The organism is Sporocytophaga myxococcoides DSM 11118, assembly GCF_000426725.1.
GTDB lineage: Bacteria > Bacteroidota > Bacteroidia > Cytophagales > Cytophagaceae > Sporocytophaga > Sporocytophaga myxococcoides.
Genome location: NZ_AUFX01000011.1, coordinates 165,199 through 185,970, shown reverse-complemented (window position 1 = coordinate 185,970; position 20,772 = coordinate 165,199). Strand labels below are relative to the sequence as shown.

21 protein-coding genes are annotated in these 20,772 nt (G+C 35.8%); 13 read left to right on the top strand and 8 right to left on the bottom strand.

All coding sequences use genetic code 11. The features are described 5' to 3' along the window. Window positions 1–123: 123 nt before the first annotated feature. The gene (locus tag K350_RS0114770; RefSeq protein WP_081671015.1) at window positions 124–1,965 is read left to right on the top strand and encodes a T9SS type A sorting domain-containing protein; all 1,842 of its coding nucleotides are present in this window, start codon (window positions 124–126) and stop codon (window positions 1,963–1,965) included. A gap of 161 nt (window positions 1,966–2,126) precedes the next feature. Here K350_RS0114770 and K350_RS0114765 read toward each other — a convergent pair whose 3' ends face one another. The 6 genes from K350_RS0114765 to recQ all read right to left on the bottom strand — a co-directional run bounded on the left by K350_RS0114765 (window position 2,127) and on the right by recQ (window position 10,432). Next, on the bottom strand, window positions 2,127–4,862 hold the full coding sequence (locus K350_RS0114765) for a T9SS type A sorting domain-containing protein (RefSeq protein ID WP_028980568.1): 2,736 nt from the start codon (window positions 4,860–4,862) through the stop codon (window positions 2,127–2,129). A gap of 289 nt (window positions 4,863–5,151) precedes the next feature. Continuing rightward, window positions 5,152–5,730, bottom strand: a complete 579-nt coding sequence (locus K350_RS0114760) for a hypothetical protein (RefSeq protein ID WP_156027049.1) — start codon at window positions 5,728–5,730, stop codon at window positions 5,152–5,154. Between the two features lie 239 nt (window positions 5,731–5,969). Further along, window positions 5,970–6,668, bottom strand: coding sequence for a LytR/AlgR family response regulator transcription factor (locus K350_RS0114755; RefSeq protein WP_028980566.1), 699 nt, complete (start codon window positions 6,666–6,668; stop codon window positions 5,970–5,972). Beyond that, entirely contained in the window at window positions 6,665–7,750 is a 1,086-nt protein-coding gene (locus K350_RS0114750; protein WP_081671014.1) for a sensor histidine kinase, read from the bottom strand. The genes K350_RS0114755 and K350_RS0114750 overlap by 4 nt, the downstream gene beginning before the upstream one ends. 91 nt (window positions 7,751–7,841) lie before the next feature. Next, entirely contained in the window at window positions 7,842–8,054 is a 213-nt protein-coding gene (locus tag K350_RS0114745) for an LSm family protein (protein ID WP_028980564.1), read from the bottom strand. A gap of 245 nt (window positions 8,055–8,299) precedes the next feature. Continuing rightward, complete coding sequence (gene recQ / locus K350_RS0114740; RefSeq protein ID WP_028980563.1) at window positions 8,300–10,432, bottom strand: DNA helicase RecQ; 2,133 nt, start codon at window positions 10,430–10,432, stop codon at window positions 8,300–8,302. A 191-nt stretch (window positions 10,433–10,623) separates the two neighbouring features. On the opposite strand from recQ, the gene K350_RS0114735 reads away from it, so the two are divergent. Then, window positions 10,624–12,015 carry a deoxyguanosinetriphosphate triphosphohydrolase gene (locus K350_RS0114735; RefSeq protein ID WP_028980562.1) on the top strand — a complete coding sequence of 464 codons (1,392 nt, stop codon included), beginning with the start codon at window positions 10,624–10,626 and terminating at the stop codon, window positions 12,013–12,015. A 176-nt stretch (window positions 12,016–12,191) separates the two neighbouring features. Here the strand turns inward: K350_RS0114735 and K350_RS0114730 are convergent, their stop codons facing one another. Then, window positions 12,192–12,668 (bottom strand): nucleoside deaminase, encoded by a 477-nt coding sequence (locus K350_RS0114730; RefSeq protein ID WP_028980561.1) that lies wholly within the window; start codon window positions 12,666–12,668, stop codon window positions 12,192–12,194. 183 nt (window positions 12,669–12,851) lie between these two features. Between K350_RS0114730 and K350_RS0114725 the strand changes: the two genes are divergently transcribed. Next, a complete protein-coding gene (locus tag K350_RS0114725; RefSeq protein ID WP_028980560.1) occupies window positions 12,852–13,415 on the top strand; it encodes a Crp/Fnr family transcriptional regulator in 564 nt (187 codons plus the stop codon). 93 nt (window positions 13,416–13,508) lie between these two features. Next, the gene (locus tag K350_RS0114720; RefSeq protein ID WP_211236750.1) at window positions 13,509–14,312 is read left to right on the top strand and encodes a type 1 glutamine amidotransferase domain-containing protein; all 804 of its coding nucleotides are present in this window, start codon (window positions 13,509–13,511) and stop codon (window positions 14,310–14,312) included. A gap of 58 nt (window positions 14,313–14,370) precedes the next feature. On the opposite strand, the gene K350_RS0114715 is transcribed toward K350_RS0114720, so the two are convergent. Next, a complete protein-coding gene (locus K350_RS0114715) occupies window positions 14,371–14,700 on the bottom strand; it encodes a hypothetical protein (RefSeq protein WP_028980558.1) in 330 nt (109 codons plus the stop codon). Window positions 14,701–14,976: 276 nt separating this feature from the next. Between K350_RS0114715 and K350_RS0114710 the strand changes: the two genes are divergently transcribed. From K350_RS0114710 to K350_RS0114665, 9 genes are all read left to right on the top strand, one after another. After that, window positions 14,977–15,558, top strand: coding sequence for a hypothetical protein (locus K350_RS0114710; protein WP_028980557.1), 582 nt, complete (start codon window positions 14,977–14,979; stop codon window positions 15,556–15,558). A gap of 492 nt (window positions 15,559–16,050) precedes the next feature. Next, the gene (locus K350_RS0114705; RefSeq protein ID WP_051313165.1) at window positions 16,051–16,560 is read left to right on the top strand and encodes a GNAT family N-acetyltransferase; all 510 of its coding nucleotides are present in this window, start codon (window positions 16,051–16,053) and stop codon (window positions 16,558–16,560) included. 4 nt (window positions 16,561–16,564) lie between these two features. Continuing rightward, entirely contained in the window at window positions 16,565–17,131 is a 567-nt protein-coding gene (locus tag K350_RS0114700) for a Crp/Fnr family transcriptional regulator (protein WP_028980555.1), read from the top strand. A gap of 56 nt (window positions 17,132–17,187) precedes the next feature. Next, window positions 17,188–17,640, top strand: a complete 453-nt coding sequence (locus K350_RS0114695; RefSeq protein WP_028980554.1) for a DoxX family protein — start codon at window positions 17,188–17,190, stop codon at window positions 17,638–17,640. Window positions 17,641–17,697: 57 nt separating this feature from the next. After that, window positions 17,698–18,273 carry a Crp/Fnr family transcriptional regulator gene (locus tag K350_RS28935; protein WP_051313164.1) on the top strand — a complete coding sequence of 192 codons (576 nt, stop codon included), beginning with the start codon at window positions 17,698–17,700 and terminating at the stop codon, window positions 18,271–18,273. A gap of 54 nt (window positions 18,274–18,327) precedes the next feature. Continuing rightward, window positions 18,328–19,278: an MBL fold metallo-hydrolase gene (locus K350_RS0114685; protein WP_028980553.1), complete on the top strand. Its 951-nt coding sequence runs from the start codon at window positions 18,328–18,330 to the stop codon at window positions 19,276–19,278. A 97-nt stretch (window positions 19,279–19,375) separates the two neighbouring features. Next, window positions 19,376–19,813 carry an SRPBCC family protein gene (locus tag K350_RS0114680; RefSeq protein ID WP_037575758.1) on the top strand — a complete coding sequence of 146 codons (438 nt, stop codon included), beginning with the start codon at window positions 19,376–19,378 and terminating at the stop codon, window positions 19,811–19,813. Next, complete coding sequence (locus K350_RS0114675; protein ID WP_028980551.1) at window positions 19,810–20,136, top strand: ArsR/SmtB family transcription factor; 327 nt, start codon at window positions 19,810–19,812, stop codon at window positions 20,134–20,136. Before K350_RS0114680 ends, K350_RS0114675 begins: the two co-directional genes overlap by 4 nt. A gap of 165 nt (window positions 20,137–20,301) precedes the next feature. Then, window positions 20,302–20,655 (top strand): VOC family protein, encoded by a 354-nt coding sequence (locus K350_RS0114665; protein ID WP_028980550.1) that lies wholly within the window; start codon window positions 20,302–20,304, stop codon window positions 20,653–20,655. Window positions 20,656–20,772 lie beyond the last annotated feature (117 nt).

Here is a 20,772-nt window from a genome sequence, read left to right as displayed (position 1 = left end):
AATAATTTATTTAAAAAAAGAGATGGGCTTAGTTTCATTCATGGAGACGCTTAATAATCCATGTTTGGAAATACAACACATCTCCTCATTAAGTTTTATTGATTCAACCTAAACAAACCAGCTATGATTAAAAAACTACTTTTATTCACTTTATTCTTTGGGACAATTCATATTACAATGGCTCAGCCTCAAAAGCTTGCCAATTTGGGAGTTTCAGGACAATGCTTTAAAATAAACTCCACCGTTCTTTTCGAAGATGGTAATCTTTGGAAAACAAATGGAACACCCGAATCTACCCTCAAATTAACATCATTCGGAACTCAGAATCAGGTCAGGGAGCAGATAGCTTCAGACAATGTCCTATATTTCACAGTTGACGGTGATGGTGGATATATAAATCAATTATGGAAATCTGACGGTACAGTTTCAGGCACAGTGCCAGTGAAAATATTCACCCCGGCAAACGAAAATTCAATCAGCAACCTCTATTACTGGAATGGAACTACCTATTTTTTGGTTGCGGACCGCCTTTATAAAACTGACGGAACTGAGGCTGGTACAGTACAAATAAAAGATTTGGCTCCTACAACTACGTCTGGCAGTGCTGATGCCTTATTCTATATAAAAAATACCTTGTTTATCGTCTTTCAACATCAATTATGGAAAAGTGATGGTACAACCTCAGGAACAACCTTATTACGTTCATTTGATTATATGAACTACCTTAATTCTTTTGGTGATTATGCCATGCTTGAAGTAATAGACTCAGCTCATGGAAGAGAGCCCTGGAAACTAGATGAAGCCGGGAATACTCAACTAATTAAAGATATTAATCCTGGCCCGACTGGTTCTGTAGGTTGGGGCTATAGCAATTCCGGTTATGAGTTTAATGGATATTACTATTTTACGGTTTCAAATCCTTACAGACTCTTTAGAACCGACGGCACAGAAGCTGGTACGACAGAATTTATGGATGGCATCGTTGATGTCAGACCTTTAAACGACAAACTCTACATTTTTAATAACAATGAACTATGGAGAACAGACGGAATATCCTCTCCTCAACTTGTCAGAGCATTTGATAAAGTCCTGGGTACATACTGTACAATAGGCGATTTAATAATAACTTCAGAAGGTGGAAAAAAACTGTGGGTATTCAACAGCAACAATGATTCATTCAAATTCATCACAGAATATCCGGATACCGATACGGATACTCTAAGAATGCCTGATATCGGGAGTATAATTCCCGCAGGTAATGATGTTTATTATACCCTTCAGACTGAAGAGGTAAAATTTAATGAGTCCGAAGACGATTACACCAATACCATCTATGAATTCTATAAATATTCTCCCTTTCAATCAGGAACAACCTCTCTCACTCTTGTAAATGCAGCAACTGAAGCCGATATTCGTTCACTAAAATCAGTGGATACTGTTTACACGGATGAATCTGTAAATATCAGAGCAAATCCTTTTGGCACGTTTACTTCAGTGCAATTCTATCTTAATGGCACTCTCTATAAAACAGCCACTTCAGCTCCACATACACTTGGTGATTATAGCTCAGGTGACTATCTGCAATGGCCAAATCAGGAAGGTGTTTACAAAATAAAAGCTACCACTGTTAGCGATAGTAATAATTTGCCTGCTACCATTACTCTTCATGTCATAAAAAGAGATATCACCTCCACAATTAAACCAAACACCAGTTATTCTGCAATGGTAATTTACCCTAATCCTGTTATAGACAATATGTCAATCAAGATTGATGACATTGATGAAGTAGCTTTAATTTCCATTACAGATTTGAATGGAAAGGAATGCTATTCAGGAAAAAGGCAAATAGATTCCAATGGTATTATTGAAACGGATTTATCAGAATTACCAATGGAATCAGGTATCTATGTTGTAAAAGTTATTACAGCATCAGGAATGCGCATTTCCAAAGTATTAAAAAAATAATACTGAATTAGGAAAGATTTTTAATAGCCAGTTTGCTAAATGAAGTTAATGGAAGGTAACAACCCGTAAGTTAATAATCTGGCTTAATTCAACTGATGCCTTCGCTTCAAGCGAAGGCATCAGTTGAATTATTTCTCTTAAATCAACTGTAGAGTATTTATCTATTCTTTAATCACCTTTTGAATTGATATTCCGCTTTCAGAGTATAGTTGAATTAAATACAATCCTTTTGGCCAATGATCTCCTAATACCACAGGAGAATCTCCCGAAACCTTACTCTCTTCAATTAAGATTCCACTGGCATTCACAACTGAATACTTAGATGCTCCATTTGTCTTTAAAGAAAAACGATCCTGAAATGGATTCGGCATCACAGCTGTGTTATTATTTGTAGTACCAGTAAGTGTAGATGTAATGCATCCATTACTTAAAGTAACAGGTACTCTGTTACAATATTTCTGCGCTACTGAAAATTGCATATTGAACATATAATGTCCGTATTGATTTACGTTTGGAGGAGGAGTCCCAAATTGATCAGATCCTGTCCACTGAACAATCTCGGCATTCGGTATATTATCATTATATGGATAACTTGCCTGACAATTCTGATAGTATTGAACTACACCACCTGATGTAAGAGCAAGAGCGTAAGTAACTCCTGTTTTACTACCTTTTAAACTTAAACCAACCGGAATCCTTCTTAATGTCTCATTGGCAGTAGCAGAACTTGTACTGAGATAAAGTGGTGCATCTGAAATTTTGTTATTTCTGATTAACGCTCCACTTCCAGGGAATGGCTTTGTGTCGTAAAGGCTAAACTGCCATTTAGTATTCACATTATTGGCAATAAATTCTTTTTGATATACATCTATACTATCTATTGTTATATCCTCAAAAACTTTTATAAGCACATCTATTGACTTTGCTTGATCCAAGGGCAGATAGTTACCCTGGCAAGTTCCAAAATTATTATTGGCAGGACCAACAATTCCTCTTGCACTAATTGCTTCTTCAACCCACACTGAAACATCATTATCTCCTACCTTAAAAAGATCACTTTCTTTTAAAGCAACAAGATCATTTCCGTTTGACTTTCCAATTGGTAAGGTGCTGCTACTATTTGGATACCAATAATATTGAGATTTTAAACTTGGATTGGCAGGGTTAACATATACTGTATAATTAGGAGAACAGTAAATCAAATCACCTGGAACCGTGAAAGAGGCAGGATATGCCTTTACAGTAAAAGTATCTGTTGCTGCAGGATAGGATTGACAACCAATATTAGTACCAACGTATTCAATTTTTGCTACATAAGAGGCCGCACTCTCTACTTTTAAAGTTTGTCCTGTCGATGCATTTAGTTTATCGGATATAATTACTCCATTTTTAAACCAAGTTACTTTATAGCTAGCAGCATTTGTAGATATATTAAAATTAGTATTTAAGGTGATCCCGTTTAAAGGCATTTTTTTCTCACAAAGTATTGTATCTGATGAAGGAATAAATACATATGGTGCAGGGTCAGGTGTATTGGCTGGAAGAGTTATTTTCACGGCTCTATATTGGGGTGTTGTAGATCCAATACCAAGTTGACCAAAATTATTAACACCCCAAGTCATTATAGAATTATCTGACTTGGTGTAAAATCCTCCCAAATCGCTTCTGCTGATGGATACAACATCTTTATCTGTAACACCTGCAGAATTTATAATATAAACAGGATAAGGAATACTGGAAACATTTATAATTCCATTTCCTAATATACCTCCAAAAGTTGGTCCATTGTTTCCCCAGGAAACCGGTTTTCCATCTAAAGTAACTGCCATTCCTATACCTTGTCCTGCAGCTATAGACTTTGCCTTTAGGTAAATTCCATCTGTACCGCTTCCTGTCACATCCCCTTTAATTACTTTTCTTGGCTCAGTATGTGCCCCTGAAAAACTAGCGCCTTGTCCTGTGCAACCACCCCATGCATTATTTCCCCAAGCCCAAACATTTCCTTCTACATCCAGGGCAAGACAAAATACATCACCTGCTGCTATAGAAACTATATTCTTTAAGGGTTTTCCATCTCTAAAAGCTACAGGACGAGCCACTGTACTTTTACCACTTACGAGTCCGCTACCGTCAGAACTAATGCTATAAGGCCCTCCATTAGGAGATCTTCCAAGTTCACCATTACCGCCATTACCCCATGAATACACAGTTCCAGTGCCATTGCCATCGCTAACTAACGCGTATGCAACTGATTCACCTGCCTGAACTTGAATAACTTTTTCTAACTGAGCATATGAACTCCCTGCCGCTTTTTCGCCATTTAAAACATAAACAGGAGTATAGCTATCAATTTCAGTATTATTACCCAGCATTCCATTATTTCCACCAAAAGCCCCCATAAAATTCGAACCCCAGGCAACAAGTTTACCATCAGTTAGAAGTGCAAAACTATTAGATGAACCTCCTGCAACAGAGCTCACATTCGTTAAGTTACCTTCACTGTCTGCCGGTCCCGATCCAGCCTTCACTTTGGCTGGGGCTACAATGGTCGGAATAGAATTTGTACCATTTCCCAATTGCCCTGATTCATTCATGGTACTCCATGCCCAGGCATTTCCTTTGCAATCCACTGCAAGGAAATGACTTCCAGATCCTGGACTTAATTGCTTAATTGAAACTCCAGTTGGAAAAGGCACCTGAGTTGGTTGGGTAATAATTGGAGCATTTTGTCCGGTACCTAATGTTCCATATTGGTTTTGTCCCCAAGCATATACTTTACCTTCTGTACAAATGCCGGAAATATCATATCCTCCGGAGATTATTGAGGGTTGCGGATTTTGAGCATAGCCATGCAATGCAAGAGCTAATGCGCTTACTGTAAGAATTTTAAACTTCATAGATTTAAAATAGATTGTAAAAAAATAAAAAACGATATGTAAAATATATTAGATACAATAAAAACAAAAGTCAAATATAAGAAATAGACGAGATATTCTAAAAAATACGATTTTATAAGAGAATAGTTTAAGCCATCTGGGTGTTTCGTAAACGCTTTAGGTTGAGAAGCTTCATTGATGAAAATTGAAGCTTCTCAACTATTCCCAGCCAAGGATATGAAAACAAAACTACAACTTTATGCTCCCTCCGCAATGCTACATACCTTCTTGTTAGCACCATTTCTTTTACTCATTTCTCAACAAAGTCCTTTACGTCAAAATATTCGTCAGGTCTGAAGTTATCCGACTTTGTTAAGTGTTCTCGATAGTCGTCAGGTGGACTAAGTCGTCTTTCTTTTCCATTTTTTAGTTTCTGAATTAGTCCCTCCATGTCAGATGAAGCGCCTTCAGAACCAAGTTTCACTTTGTCATTTAAAGACAGATTACCTACAAGTGAGAAATTGTCTGTCAATAAACTGTCAAGGATATACTCTGCATCTATTCCAATCTCAAAGCCTTTGTCGTTTAGTGAACTTTGAATTTTTCGTCCAAGAAATCTTCTATTAAGAATAGAGTCAATTGTAGGCTTGTTTCTTGATTCGTAATTCGTCAAAAGTAATCCGTACCAAATTCCACTCTCGTCCTTTGAAAAATCAAAGACTACACCAACTCCATAAGTCAAACTGTCGATTTTAAATTCAAGGCAATCTCCCTTCTTAAATTTTAGCTCGCTTGGGTCAACTGTCGAACGAGTCGCATAGTCAGATGGTATTCCACTTCCACAACTCATTAAAAACAATGTCCACAGTCCCAATAAATATTTTGTCATAAATTGTACTCCGATCAATAATTGTGCTAACTGTTAATATATGTGTACACAGATGTACATATTGATCATTTTTCTCTACTAAAATATTCATTTTTGGAGTAATATTCAAAATTCATTTTCCCGAATAGGGATGTGGACCCAAAGCTCACCTCCAAAGGCATACGATAAAACTAAAAGGCTGCCTTCGTAAAGAAGGCAGCCTTTTAGTTTTATTGGATCGAAAATAATATAAGCCTCTCTCAACTATTCTCATTAATAATCTTAAATAACTGCTCTTTATAAATTTCTCCCACAGGCAGCTCTATTCCTGCTATTTTGACCATGTTCTTCTGAACGGCTTCAATCTTTTTTAATGATATAATATAGGATTTATGTATCCTTAGAAAATCATTGGTAAGCTTACTTTCAATAGACTTCATATTCTGATGAGCGAAGATAGGCTTTGCTCCAGCGAATATTTTTACATAGTCCTTTAAACCTTCTATGTAAATAATATCATCCAGGTTTATTTTTACCATCTGATAATCTGACTTAACAAATATGAAGTCTTTTAAAGGATTCTGTTCTGCAGTGCTTTTTTGCAGTGACAGTAGATCTTTTACTTTGTTTACAGCCTTTAAGAACCTTTCAAAGGGGATAGGCTTTAAGAGATAATCTGCTACATTTAACTCATATCCTTCCAAAGCATATTTTTGATAAGCTGTAGTAAAGATTACAATAGGAGGATTTGGTAAGGCTTTCAGAAGCTGAATGCCTGAAAGCTCCGACATTTGTATATCTAAGAATAGCAGATCGATAGTATTCTTATTCAATACTTCCAGTGCTTCCAAAGGATTGGTATAACGGCCTTCCAGTTGGAGTTCAGGAAGTTTGGATATATAATTTTCAATGATGTCCAATGCCAGAGGCTCATCATCTATAGCGATACAGCGAATCATGACCGTAAGTTAATTTTTAATTCAACAACAAAAACATCATTCTGACCATTCAACTTTAAGGTGTATCTCGATGGATATAACAAATCAAGCCTTCTCTGGATATTAACAAGGCCAATACCAGAAGAACTGTCTTTCTCTTTATTCTTGTCAAATGGATTTTCAACCTTTAAAAATAATTCCTGATCCTTCAGTTCAATCAGAATTTTGATTACGGATTTTTTGGAATAACTGATACCATGCTTGAAGGCATTTTCAATAAAGGGAATCAGTAGCATAGGAGCGATCTCTTTTGTTTGAAAGTCGCCATCGGTATTATATTCGATAGTGACTTCATTGCTGAATCGCATCTTTTGAAGCTCAATATAATCATTGATATAATCAATCTCTTTGTCAAGGTTGACAGAGGTTTCATTGGTTTCATAGAGCATATACCTGAGCAGGTGAGACAACTTTAATATAGCTTCAGATGCCTTAGGTGTATTGCTTAGAGATAAAGAATAGATGTTATTAAGTGTGTTAAACAAGAAATGCGGACTCACCTGTGACTTGAGGAAAGAAAGCTCTGAAACAAGGGTTTGGTTCTCAAGTTCATTTCTTTTGCGTTCACTCGTAAAGTAATCATAGAGCAAACGATAACTGGTGCTCAGTGCAAGTATAAATAATGCTGAGAAGAATGGTCTTGTCGCTTTCCTTATTGGATTGTCCGGTGGGCGATGATAATGCTGGAAGCTAGATTGCCTATTAGGTCTGGTAGATTTTATTTTTGTCACTTCATGCACATTAAAATGTCTTGAGGTAAAAATATCTGCAGAGACAATAATGCTAATCATGAAAAACACAGAAGACAGGTATAATACGATACGTCCTTTTGTTAGGATCTTCGGTATCAGAAAGTCACTGTTCAGATAAAAGAATACAATGAGAAGGGAGGTATTGAAAAGGATTTTAAGGAGAATATTTTCCATTACCGGTATCCCCAGAAAAAATGGGTAAAGGATAAATATTGTCCACCATACGATATGAAGAAAAATCTTAAAATAATTTCTCTTGAAAATAACCTCTTTCATGGATATAGAATTCATTATCCAAATTTAAAAAGGTTTTCGGACAACCGTCAGATTAATATACAAGATTGGAATTTTTGTATACCAATTGATTTATAAATCAGGTTTTTTAAACTTCAAATCTCCCTGGCTCAATTCCGGTAATGTCTCCAAAAGGTACGTCTACATATGTGGTATTAGGGAGTAAAATAAACAGATGAGAAAATTCCTGAGAATCCGGTTTGTTCTTAAAGCCTACAAGTTGTCCCTGATAGTGATGATTATCTTTGGTAATGACAATAACCTCTTTCCCTCGGTAATTATTTATTTCTCCAGAGTCCATAGGATTATTTTTTTGATACAGATTCTAAACAATTTTTTGATAAAATTGTTCCATTGTTACCGGTAATATTTTGTGATACTAAAAATGTGTTGAAAACCAATAATTTTCAGCTTAACAAACGGCGTAACTCAAACTCAGTTTAATCTCTTCAATTCCTGAGCATATGTAAAAAGGATTTATCCTACCTGTTTCAGATAAATTAAAATGTTGTGTTCCAGGATAGGGAGACGCCATGCATGGCGTCTCTACGAACTTAGCTCTTTTGTCATAATTGCAGCAGCAAGTCTTATTTTATGATATTCATACTTGCCGTTTAAGTGTTCAAATATTGGTTTTACTTGATTTTTATCTATCCCAACAACATTAATTGCTTTAATAATTTCAGTCAATTCAACATCTGTGATATATTTCCTTAAATCAATATCATATCCTTTTTCATAAAGATAGGCAAGGTGTGAAAATATGGTTACCTGATTTAAGTTGCGTCTGGCAGAAATTTCTTCTATGCTGAGATTTTGTTTCAGCATTTCATAGGTAAGAACATACGTACTTCCTTTTATTTTAGCGCCTTCTCCAGCTTCCTCCTGAACAAAGGAAATAATCTCATTTAAAAATTCATGACCATATCTCCTGAATTTCTCTTCTCCGATTCCTTGAATACCTTTAAGTTCAAGCGGACTCACTGGTTTTCTTGCGACTAGCTCTGTGAGTGTTGCATCGTTAAAGATTATATAGGCTGGAACTGCGAGAGCGTCAGCCAGACTCTTACGAAGCTTTTTTAGTCTTTCAAATAAGCGCTCATCTCTAAGTTCCTTGTCAGATTTCTCATTGGTCTTTTCACTCAGTTCAGCCATCTTTTCAGCCATAGGCCTGAATTTTACAAGCGATACTGATTTTTCTCCTTTGAGAACAGACTTGCTTTTTTCATTGAGTTTAAATGAATGGCCATCATCATAGGCGATGTCTATCACACCCATGTTCAGCATTTGCATGATGTATTCGCTCCACTCTTCGTATCTAAGTTCTTTGCCAGCCCCAAATGTCTTGATCTGCTGATAGCCTTTCTCTAAAACGTTTTTGTTCATTGAACCTCTCAGAATGTCAATGAGCATTCCCAAAGCTATTTTCTCATTTGATCTGGCAATGGCTGACAGAGCCTTTTGTGCAAACACAGTTCCTTCAAATCTTGATGGAGGATTTTTACACACATCGCAGTTGCCACAATCTTTTTCCGTGTTTTCATTAAAGTAGCTTAATAAAATTCTTCTTCTGCATATATCTGCTTCCGCATACTGCTTCATTCTCTCAAGTTTGGCAACCTGAAGCTGTTTTCTTTCTCCTGTTTTTTCCTCAAGCAGGTCAAGCTGCCAGGTATAATCTCGGAAGCTGTAGAATAAAACAGTATCCGAAGCCAATCCATCTCTGCCTGCTCTTCCTATCTCCTGATAAAAATTTTCCATGTTCTTGGGAAGGCTGTAATGTATTACCCAACGAACGTTTGGCTTGTCAATACCCATACCAAAGGCAATGGTGGCACAGATAATTTGGATTTCATCCTTTATAAAATTTTCCTGAATCTTAGACCTTGCATCTGCGTCCATACCTGCATGATAGTATTCAGCATTAAATCCATTTTCACGCAGTTTTCCGGCAAGCTTTTCACATTCCTTTCTGCTCAGGCAATAGACAATACCAGCTTGTGTTCCTCTTTTTGAAATGAAATTGGAAATGTATTTATATCGATCTCTGCCCGGTAGTACTTTCAGGCTGAGATTGGGTCTGTCAAAACTGGAAATGAAGGTCTCGGCGTCTTCCATGCCGAGTTGGTTCAGAATATCTTTTCTTGTTACTTTATCTGCAGTTGCAGTAAGGGCAATGAAGGGGACATTAGGAAAAAATTCTTTCAGTCGTTTTAACTGTGCATATTCCGGTCTGAAATCATGGCCCCAGAATGAAACGCAATGAGCTTCATCAATTGCAATCAGATTGATTTTTAAACTTTCCAGAAAATGAATGAAACCAGTATTTGCAACTTTCTCGGGAGATACATACAGTAACTTTACTTTTCCGTCGAGACAGTTTCTCTCGATGGACATCAAATATTCAGAAGGAAGGCTGCTGTTATAAAATTCTGCTGCGATACCATTGGCTTTGAGTGCTTCCACCTGGTCCTTCATCAGTGATATAAGAGGAGAGACCACTATTGCCATACCTTCCATCATTATTGCTGGGAGTTGATAACAAAGAGATTTACCTCCTCCTGTAGGCATAATGACCATTACATCTTTTTTCTGCAAAACCAGTTCTACTATTGTTTCCTGGTGGGGGCGAAAGGTATCATAGCCCCAGTATTGTTTAAGGTATTTTTTTTTGTCCATTTTTATATAGCTGGTTGAATCAGTTTCAAATATAAATAAAAGGCGGGAAATATCTTATAAGCAAGTGAGATTGAAATACAACTTTAAAGTATTACAAATTAGAACATTTGGAGAATGTTGTGTAAAGCGATTATTTAGTTTTAAATTTACAGGATAAACTGCGGTAAACTTATCTGCCGTAATTGCTTATTATGCTTGATTGGAAAACATTGTATAGCCCGAAAAGACTGGGGCAGGAACATAAATACACAGAAGGTCAGGATTCTGTAAGAAATCCTTACCAGATAGATTATGACAGACTTATTTTTTCTTCGCCTTTCAGAAGATTGCAGAATAAGACTCAGGTATTTCCTTTGCCGGGAAGTATTTTTGTGCATAACAGATTAACTCACAGTCTTGAAGTGGCTTGTGTGGGCAGGTCATTAGGAAGTATTATAGGACAGAGAATTGCTGAAAATCATGAACCTAATAACCAATCCTTCCAGAGGTTTTATAACTATGAGCTAGGTTCCGTTATCTCAGCTGCTTGTCTGGCCCATGATATAGGAAATCCGCCATTTGGGCATTCAGGAGAAAAAGCTATCTCAGCCTATTTTCTGAATCTGCCTGATAAAGAAAAATCTTTTATCCGGGAAAACCTCACGCACAATAAATATAAGGATCTCACCAATTTTGAAGGTAATGCCAATGGTCTCAGACTATTGACGCATCACTTCAACGAAAATACCCCAGGTGGTATGAGGCTGACTTATACCACGCTTGCTTCTATGATCAAATATCCATGTGAGTCAGGGGCGGGCATGAGCAAACAGGTTTTAAGCCGCAAGAAATATGGGTTCTTTGATTCTGAAAGAGAAACATTTTTAAAGATAGCCAATGAGTTTGGGCTTATCTCAAATTCAAGTGGGAGTGAATTGATCTATGCCCGCCACCCATTCGTCTTTCTGGTAGAGGCAGCGGATGATATCTGCTATCAATTGATAGATTGGGAAGATGCTTACAGGTTAAAGATCATTACCCTGAAAAAAGCAATTGAAGTGCTTCTGGAATTCTTTCAGGAAAATGCAGAGAGGGATAGCAGAAGCAAAATCAAATCGGTTGTTGATGCTATTGTAGATGACAAACAGAAGATAGCATTCCTAAGAGCTAAAATTATTTCCATTCTGATTGAAAGATGTTCTGATATATTCTGGGAAAACAGGGACGCCATTCTTTCCGGAAAATATGAAAAGAGTCTTACTGATGATCTTGGAGGACATATCAGTAAGCCATTTCAGGAACTGAAACAAATCTCCAATGAAGAAATTTACAATTACCGTTCAGCAATAGAGATAGAGCTTGCCGGTTATAAGATACTAGGAGGAATACTTGAAGAATTTGTACCTGCCATTACTCAACCTGATAAGGCTACATCGCCTAAACTGATGCGTCTGCTTCCTGAACAGTTTAAGTATAAGGGGGATGATGATAATCTTTATTTCAGATTACAGTCAGTCGTGGATTTTGTATCAGGTATGACGGATATCTATGCTGTGGATCTATACCGTAAGATTAAGGGAATTTCATTGCCTGAGCTCAAGTAGAGACGCCATACATGGCATCTCTTTAGCCACTGGCATTTCACTTCAATTTACCAGGATACAATGAACGAGAACCAATATTGTATGCACTGTTTTTCCTATTGCTGTTTTTTATTAAAGTTTAGAGACGCCATGCATGGCATCTCTACATAATATTCTAGGGATGAGGTTTATTATAACTAATATTCAGTTTTATCTCCTTTTGCTTTCCATTCATGAAATACTTTGATGGCGTGTTCCTGTCCGATCTGCATAATGGGGATTTTTCTTTCCACTATTAATTTTTTCATCTCATCATAAATCATTGAATCGTCAAAACCAATTGCAGCCGCATCTTCACGTGAATTTCCAAAGTATATTTTATCCGGCCTGGCCCAATATATAGCCCCAAGACACATCGGGCAAGGTTCACAGCTGGTATATATCTCGCACCCTGTAAGTTGAAAATTATTCAGATTCTTGCAGGCATCTCTGATGGCAACTATCTCTGCATGTGCTGTAGGATCATTTGTTGATGTAACCTGATTATAACCTCTACCAACTACTTCATCACCTTTGACTACAATAGCACCAAACGGACCACCTTTGTTATTTCTGTGTCCCAAATGAGAAAGCTCAATGGCCATCTTCATAAATTTTAATGCTTTCTCTTCCATTTCAGTATTAAAAATTTTCTCTTATTAAAGTACGGAAATTGATGAAAAAAATTACTTTTTTATCAGGAAGTAAAAATATAAATGCTTATTAGAATGATTATCACAAATTTAAGCCTTGTAAATATTTATCTAATTTCATAATTCTGAAATATCACGAATTACAAAGCTATATATTGCAGCAAGATGTATAAGGAATTAAGACAACATTTTGAGAAAATTATATCTCTGACAGACTCTGAGTTTGAATATATATGTTCTCATTTTTCGGTAAAAAAACTTAAAAAGCATCAGTTCCTTGTCCAGGAGGGAGACCTTGTTAACAATGATTATTTTGTGATAAAAGGTCTTTTGAAAGCTTATCATACTGACAATGAAGGCCGGGAGTCTATCATGCAGTTTGCTATGGAAGACTGGTGGATTACAGATTATCAGGCTTATTTCAGTCAGTCCAAGGCTACACTTAATATTGATTGTATTGAAGATATAGAAGTACTTTCTCTTTCTTTACAAAACAGAGATAAAATATGTGCAGAGATGCACAAGGTTGAGCATTTTTTTAGGAAGAAATCCAACATGGGGTATATTGCTTTGCAGAGAAGAATTCTGTCTTTGCTCAATAGTAACGCTAAAGAACGTTACGACCAGTTTGTGGATTTGTATCCTTCCCTTATTAAACGACTTCCTAAAATCCTTATAGCTTCTTACCTGGGTGTCTCCAGGGAAACGTTGAGCCGTCTTTCTTCATGATGTGATCTATGTCACACTTTTTCAGTGATTTTTGTCCTTTCTGATAGTATTTAAATTCCTCAGTTTTGTTTGTATAGATTAAACAGAACGAAAATGAATAACAAAGCACATGGAATTATAGCAGGAGTTTTAATGATCCTCCTTATTTTTTCTAATCATCAAACAAAAGCTCAACTTAACAATTCTGGAAAAATGAAGACAAAAATTCTATTTGTGGTAACAAGCCATGACAAAAAAGGAAATACAGGCAAACCTACAGGGTTCTATCTTAGTGAAGTCGCACACCCTTGGGAAATATTGCATGATGCCGGTTATGAAATTGATTTTGTAAGTCCAAAAGGAGGAAAGCCTCCTGTAGATGGCTTTGATCTTGAAGATCCGATCAATAAAAAATTCTGGGAAAATACAGAGTACAAGTATAAGCTAGAACATACAATGAAGCCCTCAGAAGTGGATCCGGAGAAATACCTCGCTATATTTTATGCCGGAGGCCATGGTACAATGTGGGATTTTGCAGATAATACTGAGCTGGCTAAAATTGCTGCTAATATTTATGAGCAGAATGGTGTGGTAAGTGCTGTTTGCCATGGTCCAGCAGGTTTGGTTAATATTAAACTTAGTAATGGGAAATACCTTGTAGATGGCAAGAAGATAAATGCATTTACCAATGAGGAAGAAAATGCTGTTGGATTAAGTGAAGTAGTTCCGTTTCTTCTTGAACAAAAATTAAAAGAAAGAGGAGCAAAGTTTGAAAAGTCAGGCCTTTGGCAAATACATGTAGTTTCGGATCAGAGGGTAGTGACAGGGCAAAATCCTGCCTCAGCAACAGAAGTAGGGAAAGCAATTTTAGTAGAAATACAAAAGCTAAAAGTTTTGCAGGCAACTGAAAGTAAGTAAAGAATGACAAATCATGTGGCGAAGCTCAATATTCAAGCGTGCCACATGATTTTAATATTTATTTGGTAGAAAGATATTTTTCATATTGTTCAGGAGTAACGATTGTTTTTAACTGTCCTTCCCATTCATCCATAACCATTTTATTTGCGGCCTGAATTCTTACTCTATCCGATCCGTATTTTTTATGATTGGCAGTAATTTTATTCACCCTGTCTACTGTAATAGTCTTTACTTTTGTAGCTTGCTCATCTGTCAGGGTAATTTCAGTTTTCAGTTTTGTTACGGTTTCGTCAGCCTTTTGCTCAGGCGTTAACATCTGACTTTTTGCCTGTTGGCCATAAGAATATCCCGAAATCAGAAGAAATAAAGCCAAAATGATTTTTTTCATCGATGTATCAATTTTAGAGTTGAATTTTTAATTAATCTTCTCTACGAATCCGGACATGTTTTAGTTGAATGGCAGATTCTTCTGTATGAAATTGAATTTTTATTAGAATATTTCAGCTTTTCAGTAAAATTCAAGCTAAGTTTGCATAATTCAGGAGATTTTACGTTTATTTTATAATTTCCGCATCTGGTATCACTATTGTAAGAAAAAATTGTATTACTTCTTTCTTAAATTGTTAAATTCTATTTATTTTCCGACTTAAATTTTGTGAAAGGTATGAAAAAGTATGTGTTATACGCATTGATGATTATTTTAACTCATTCTGTGTCAGGACAAAGTCTTGGTCAAAAGTGGGAAAAAGTAGTACAGGAAGCTGAAAATTATCAGAATTATAAAGTTATTAAAAAAACAGAGCTGAATGATTTGTGGAAGGTTATCTCTGATTCTCTTGCTAAATCAAAGTCGGACCTTGCAAGTGAAAAATCACTGGTTTTGAATCAAAGTAACGAAATATCTCAGCTTCAAAAGGAAACAGCAGAGTTAAAATCCAACCTGGATATTGCAATTGCCGCGAAAGACGGGATTTCATTTTTAGGAATGACAATCAATAAGTATACTTATGCGACGATTCTTTGGTGTCTGTTTGCGATAGCTTGCGGCGGCTGTGCATTTTTATATTTTCAGTTTCATAATTCCAATAAGGTTACTGTTCAGAAAATAGGTGAATATGATGAGTTGTTTAACAACTTTGAAGAATATAAAAAGAATGCTATCGAAAAGGAAAGAAAGCTGAAACGGGATCTTCAGACGTATATGAATACTATAGAAGATATGAAGAAAACCCGCACTTCAAGATAATGTAGAAGAGATACAAATTACAATAAAACAAAGCGGTAATATCTGATAAAGGTATTACCGCTTTGTTTTGAAGCGAATAGTAGCATTTAGAAAAAAAGGTTGGTTGCCTTAAGGAGATTAAAAAAGTAAGAAGGCTCTTTCAATACTTTATCAACTAAATCCTATAATAAACGATCAGGTCAAATACTCCGCTTTAATGATCAATCTCAATGGGATAATTATATCGATAAGAATAACCTTAAACCTATGATTTGGACCAGATGGTACTCAGATAACTGGATTGATTGTGATATTCTCCTCATCTGGCTCTCATATTTTTATTCTATTCAATACCCATAATCTTATTATTTTTTTGGATATTCTATCTGGCCGCGAGAGATGAATACTTCAACGTACGCAAACCTTATACAAGAATAGTATTGACGGTTTTACTTACTTTGGGTTTAATCATAATATTAGATTTTTATCCCCAGAGTTTTTAATATTGAAGCTATGGATGAAAAATACAAAAACAAAGAACGGGCAGTTAAGGGCACAAACATAATATTCAAAAGTCTTGGCAAAAACGATCCAATTCCATACGAACTATTATTGTTAGCCGATCCGTCAAAAGACTTGGTTGACGAATATGTAAAGCTATCCGACATATTTATTGCAATGCAGAATGAAGAAACGCTTGGAATTATAGTATTGTTTCCATTGACTAATGAAGCGGTTGAAATCAAAAACATAGCTGTAAAACCAGAATTTCAAGGACAAGGAATTGGTAGTTATCTTATCAAAAATGTGATCAAAGCAGCTTCTCTTAATAATCAAAAAAGCATTTGTATCGGCACTGCAAATTCAAGCGTCGGACAACTTTATTTGTATCAGAAACTTGGTTTTGAAATAACAGAAATAAGAAAGAATTTTTTTACAGAAAACTATTCCGAACCGATTTATGAAAATGGTATACAAGCGAAGCATATGATAGTCTTGACAAGGGAACTAGAAACTAACTAATCCAATGGACCTTATCAGAAATCTGTTTGAAAAGACCGTAGCGCTTAGTGACAAGGAATGGGAGAAATTTTCCTCCAAACTGTCGCAACAGGAGTTTCCATCAAAAACTGTGCTATTAGAGACTGGGCAGACAGAAAACTATTTGTCGTTTGTTGAAAAAGGAATCATCAGATTTTATATTCCAAAAGAAGATAAAGATTTGACCTTTTCATTTTCCTTTGATAATAGTTTTGTGAGTGCCTACGATTCATTCTTGTCCCGAATTCCATCTTCATATAGGGTAGAAACAATAACCGAAACAATCCTTTGGCGCTTGACTTATCAGGATCTCCAGACCATATATTCAGAGACGGAAGTCGGAAATAAAATCGGAAGGTTAGCGAGTGAAGATTTATTCCAGAAAAAGGCCAAAAGAGAACTTTCTTTTTTTAACGATTCTCCTGAAGAACGATATTTGAAATTGTTTACAGAACAGCCTCATTTAATCAAACTGATTCCATTAAAATACATTGCATCCTATATTGGTATCACCCCTCAGGCACTCAGCAGAATTAGAAAACGCATTTCTTAACCCAGGTTCATTGCCCTGAAAACAAAATCTTTTGACCTTTACAAAAAAAAGATTCTATGAAACCTCTTATTGTATTGTTTGCTGTCTTTGTAATATCCATTGCCGCAATAAAACTGATTAACGGAGTTACAGATATTCCGCTAGCGGGAAGAATAGCTATGGCTGCAATGTTGTCCTTTACAGCCATTGGACACTTTGCCTTTACTAAGGGGATGTCTATGATGCTTCCGGATTTTGTTCCCTTTAAAACGGAAACAATTTACCTTACAGGATTGATTGAGATTGCTGCGGCTATAGGATTACTGATTCCGAGTTTAAAGCATATAACCGGATGGTTGCTGATAGTATTTTTTCTTTTATTGCTTCCTGCGAATATTTATGCTGCTATTAAGCATGTAGATTATCAAAAAGGGACATTGGAAGGCCCTGGCATAACTTATTTATGGTTCAGGCTTCCACTTCAGCTACTGTTCATATTATGGACTTATCTCAGCGCTATTCGTTTCTGATTGAATACAATGTAGGATTTACTATCTTTAACGATATAAGATTGCAGTTAAATAGAAATGGATATTTTAAAAAATACGTTAAGTAGTTTTCTTCAATTAAATGCTGAGGAGTGGAGTGCCTTTGAAAATGCATTGAAAGTTGAAAGTCATAAAGAAAATACAGTATTAGTAAATGAGGGCTCCATAGCTTCAAAGATATATTTCGTGCAGCAAGGAATATTAAGAACTTATTTCTTAAAGAAAGGAAAAGAAATCAGTACATATTTTGCCTGTGACAATCAGTTTGTAACTGCCTATTCAAGTTTTATAAGTCAAAAGCCTTCCTTTGAGTATCTCCAGGTGCTGGAAGACAGTGTACTTTATTCTATGACTGCTCACAAGGTGACTGAGCTTTCACAAGCATATCCTAAAATTGAAAGACTGTTCAGAATTTATGCAGAACAATCCTATTTGTGTGTTTTAGAAAGAACCATTCTGATGCAGTCAAAAACAGCAAAAGAACGCTATCTTGATTTTATTGAGAAGTATGATAAAAAAATAGTTTGTAGAGTAGCTCAAAATCAAATTGCAAGTTATCTGGGTATAGAGCCGGAATCCTTAAGCAGAATAAGGAAGAAACTATCGCTTTCTTAACATTTGTCAATGGACCTAAATGTGAGTTTTAGTTTGTTTGGACAAAAAAAGAAAATGAACGTAGATAAATCAATAAGGATTGTGTTGTTATATATGATGGTTTCATTTTTAATGACAACTTGCAACGGAAGGATTAATACATCAAAGTACCCGGAAATTACAAGAGTCCAACAAAGTATAAAAGAAGAAAACGGCTTGGTTAAATTTTCGGTGATACAAACAGGCCGAGCTAAGACACAGGAGGCGTTTGTTTATGCCGGAGGAAATATCTTCAGAAAGTGTGAAATCTCTCATGTTGCAGTCTGGGTAAAACATCCTAACGGTGATTTTTTATTTGATACAGGTCTTGGAGATAGTATAGATGGGCAATTTGATGAAATGTCATTTTTACATAAGCAACTGTTCAAATATCATAAAGAATACTCAGTAAAGTATCAGCTTATCCGTGAGGGAATAGATCCTGCAGTTATAAAGACAATTGTTTTGTCTCATCTTCATTGGGATCATTGTAGTGGCATTAAAGATTTTCCTGGAGCCGATGTCTATACAACAGAAGAAGAATTGACTTTTGCCAGAACAAAAGATGCTCATGCCCCAGCATTTTTAAAATCTCAATATGATGGAGATGAAGTAAGCTGGAAGTATCTAAGTTTCACTAATTCAAGCTATGAATCTTTTGATCAGTCCTGTGATTATTTCGGAGACGGAAGCGTAGTTTTTGTGAAGTTAGGAGGGCATACCAAAGGTTCGGTTGGTATGTTTATTAATCAGTCTGGAAAGAGGTATTTTTTTTCCGGAGATATTACATGGAATATTGAAGGCTTTAAAAGACCAAGCCGCAAGCATTTTATCCCTTCTTCTTTGGTAGATGCAGATATGAATCACTTAGACCGCGTTATTGTGAACATTCATCAACTAATGAAGGCAGATTCATCTCTTATTGTAATTCCTGCTCATGATTATTCAGCTCAAAAGGAGTTAAAGCATTTTCCTGATTTTCAATAATAACCAAGTTAGAATAAATAATTTTAAAAATTGATCGCATATTGTTTTACGTAACCAATAAGTTACATATATTTGTGTAACTTATTGGTTACGTATTATGCAAAAAGATATCAGGCATCAGTGGTTTTTTAATCATTCACCGGAAACAGTATGGAAATTCCTTACAGACCCGGAGTTAATTGCTCAATGGTTAATGGAGAACGACTTTAAGCCAGTGGTTGGTCATAAGTTTCAGTTTACCACCAAACCAAAAGTAAAGGTCAAATTTGACGGAATTGTATATTGTGAAGTATTAGAGGTGAAACCGTATACAAATCTTTCCTATTCCTGGAAGGGAGGTTCCAAAGGACAAATTACCTTGGACTCTGTCGTTACCTGGACCTTAACACCAAGAGACGGTGGAACCGATTTGGTTCTTGAGCACAAAGGTTTTAAAGGAATGAAAAATTATCTGGCTTATTTCTTTATGAATATCGGCTGGAAAGCAAAAGTGATGAAAAGGTTTTCATTATTAATTGATTCAAATCAGAAATGAAACAGCAAGCCATAGATCCATTTTATGCTTTGTCTGATCCCAGCAGAAGATATATACTTCAACTGCTTTCAAAAGACAGTTTATCTATCAATGCCCTTGCGGAAAATTTTGAGATGAGCAGGCCTGCTGTATCTAAGCATATTAAAATATTGAATTCAGCCGGGTTTATTTCGATTGAAGATATTGGCAGAGAAAGATATTGCGTGCTTAATCAGGAGGGGTTTGCTGAAGTGCAGGAGTGGATTGAGTTCTTTGACATTTTCTGGAAAAAGAAATTAAGAAAACTCGAGGCACTCTTGAATGAAAAAGCAAAAAAGAAATGAAAAAGGATATGTTTCAGCTGATTCATATGATGGAAAAAAGCTAAGTGACAAATGCTTTTACATCTTTATAAAAAAGACATAGTATGCTGGTTCAATCGTCCGCTTGATCAAAATATATATAATGAATAAGGCGATTTATCCATTCCTATATTTTAAAATTCATCAATGCAACCTGAAATATCTTTACTTGTGCTGAAAACCAGACAGCTTCAGCTGTTAATAGATTTTTATTCTACTCTTGGCTTGTTTTTTCAGGAAGAAAAACATGGAAATGGGCCTATTCATTTTTCATGTTCAATCGGAAAATTTGTGCTGGAAATTTATCCTTTGCCTAAGTCTATTGAGATCGCTGATAACACTACCAGGCTTGGATTTTCTGTAAATAATCTTGACGAGGTCATAAAGAAGTTAAGAGATACTAATTTTCAAATTATATCTGAACCTGCCAATAATGAATGGGGATATTCTGCTATTGCAAAGGATCCGGATGGAAGAGTTGTAGAATTAACTGGTAGGTAATTATGAAGATATTTTTTGAGATAATATATGTCGTCAACTCGGACAGGAAATATAAATTCGTCTTAGCAAGATATTTGAGTGGACCAGTTGAGTTTTCGTTGACAGAAAATTCAACTT

Excerpts from the sequence above, each read along its gene's own strand:
- K350_RS0114735 (WP_028980562.1), top strand. The coding sequence starts at position 10,624 with ATGCTTGATTGGAAAACATTGTATAGCCCGAAAAGACTGGGGCAGGAA.
- K350_RS28935 (WP_051313164.1), top strand. The coding sequence starts at position 17,698 with ATGGATATTTTAAAAAATACGTTAAGTAGTTTTCTTCAATTAAATGCT.
- K350_RS0114720 (WP_211236750.1), top strand. The coding sequence starts at position 13,509 with ATGAATAACAAAGCACATGGAATTATAGCAGGAGTTTTAATGATCCTC.
- K350_RS0114695 (WP_028980554.1), top strand. The coding sequence starts at position 17,188 with ATGAAACCTCTTATTGTATTGTTTGCTGTCTTTGTAATATCCATTGCC.
- K350_RS0114760 (WP_156027049.1), bottom strand. The coding sequence starts at position 5,730 with ATGACAAAATATTTATTGGGACTGTGGACATTGTTTTTAATGAGTTGT.
- K350_RS0114750 (WP_081671014.1), bottom strand. The coding sequence starts at position 7,750 with ATGAATTCTATATCCATGAAAGAGGTTATTTTCAAGAGAAATTATTTT.
- K350_RS0114685 (WP_028980553.1), top strand. The coding sequence starts at position 18,328 with ATGAACGTAGATAAATCAATAAGGATTGTGTTGTTATATATGATGGTT.
- K350_RS0114765 (WP_028980568.1), bottom strand. The coding sequence starts at position 4,862 with ATGAAGTTTAAAATTCTTACAGTAAGCGCATTAGCTCTTGCATTGCAT.
- K350_RS0114700 (WP_028980555.1), top strand. The coding sequence starts at position 16,565 with ATGGACCTTATCAGAAATCTGTTTGAAAAGACCGTAGCGCTTAGTGAC.
- K350_RS0114745 (WP_028980564.1), bottom strand. The coding sequence starts at position 8,054 with ATGGACTCTGGAGAAATAAATAATTACCGAGGGAAAGAGGTTATTGTC.
- K350_RS0114755 (WP_028980566.1), bottom strand. The coding sequence starts at position 6,668 with ATGATTCGCTGTATCGCTATAGATGATGAGCCTCTGGCATTGGACATC.
- K350_RS0114715 (WP_028980558.1), bottom strand. The coding sequence starts at position 14,700 with ATGAAAAAAATCATTTTGGCTTTATTTCTTCTGATTTCGGGATATTCT.
- K350_RS0114725 (WP_028980560.1), top strand. The coding sequence starts at position 12,852 with ATGTATAAGGAATTAAGACAACATTTTGAGAAAATTATATCTCTGACA.
- K350_RS0114665 (WP_028980550.1), top strand. The coding sequence starts at position 20,302 with ATGCAACCTGAAATATCTTTACTTGTGCTGAAAACCAGACAGCTTCAG.
- recQ (WP_028980563.1), bottom strand. The coding sequence starts at position 10,432 with ATGGACAAAAAAAAATACCTTAAACAATACTGGGGCTATGATACCTTT.
- K350_RS0114710 (WP_028980557.1), top strand. The coding sequence starts at position 14,977 with ATGAAAAAGTATGTGTTATACGCATTGATGATTATTTTAACTCATTCT.
- K350_RS0114680 (WP_037575758.1), top strand. The coding sequence starts at position 19,376 with ATGCAAAAAGATATCAGGCATCAGTGGTTTTTTAATCATTCACCGGAA.
- K350_RS0114705 (WP_051313165.1), top strand. The coding sequence starts at position 16,051 with ATGGATGAAAAATACAAAAACAAAGAACGGGCAGTTAAGGGCACAAAC.
- K350_RS0114730 (WP_028980561.1), bottom strand. The coding sequence starts at position 12,668 with ATGGAAGAGAAAGCATTAAAATTTATGAAGATGGCCATTGAGCTTTCT.
- K350_RS0114770 (WP_081671015.1), top strand. The coding sequence starts at position 124 with ATGATTAAAAAACTACTTTTATTCACTTTATTCTTTGGGACAATTCAT.
- K350_RS0114675 (WP_028980551.1), top strand. The coding sequence starts at position 19,810 with ATGAAACAGCAAGCCATAGATCCATTTTATGCTTTGTCTGATCCCAGC.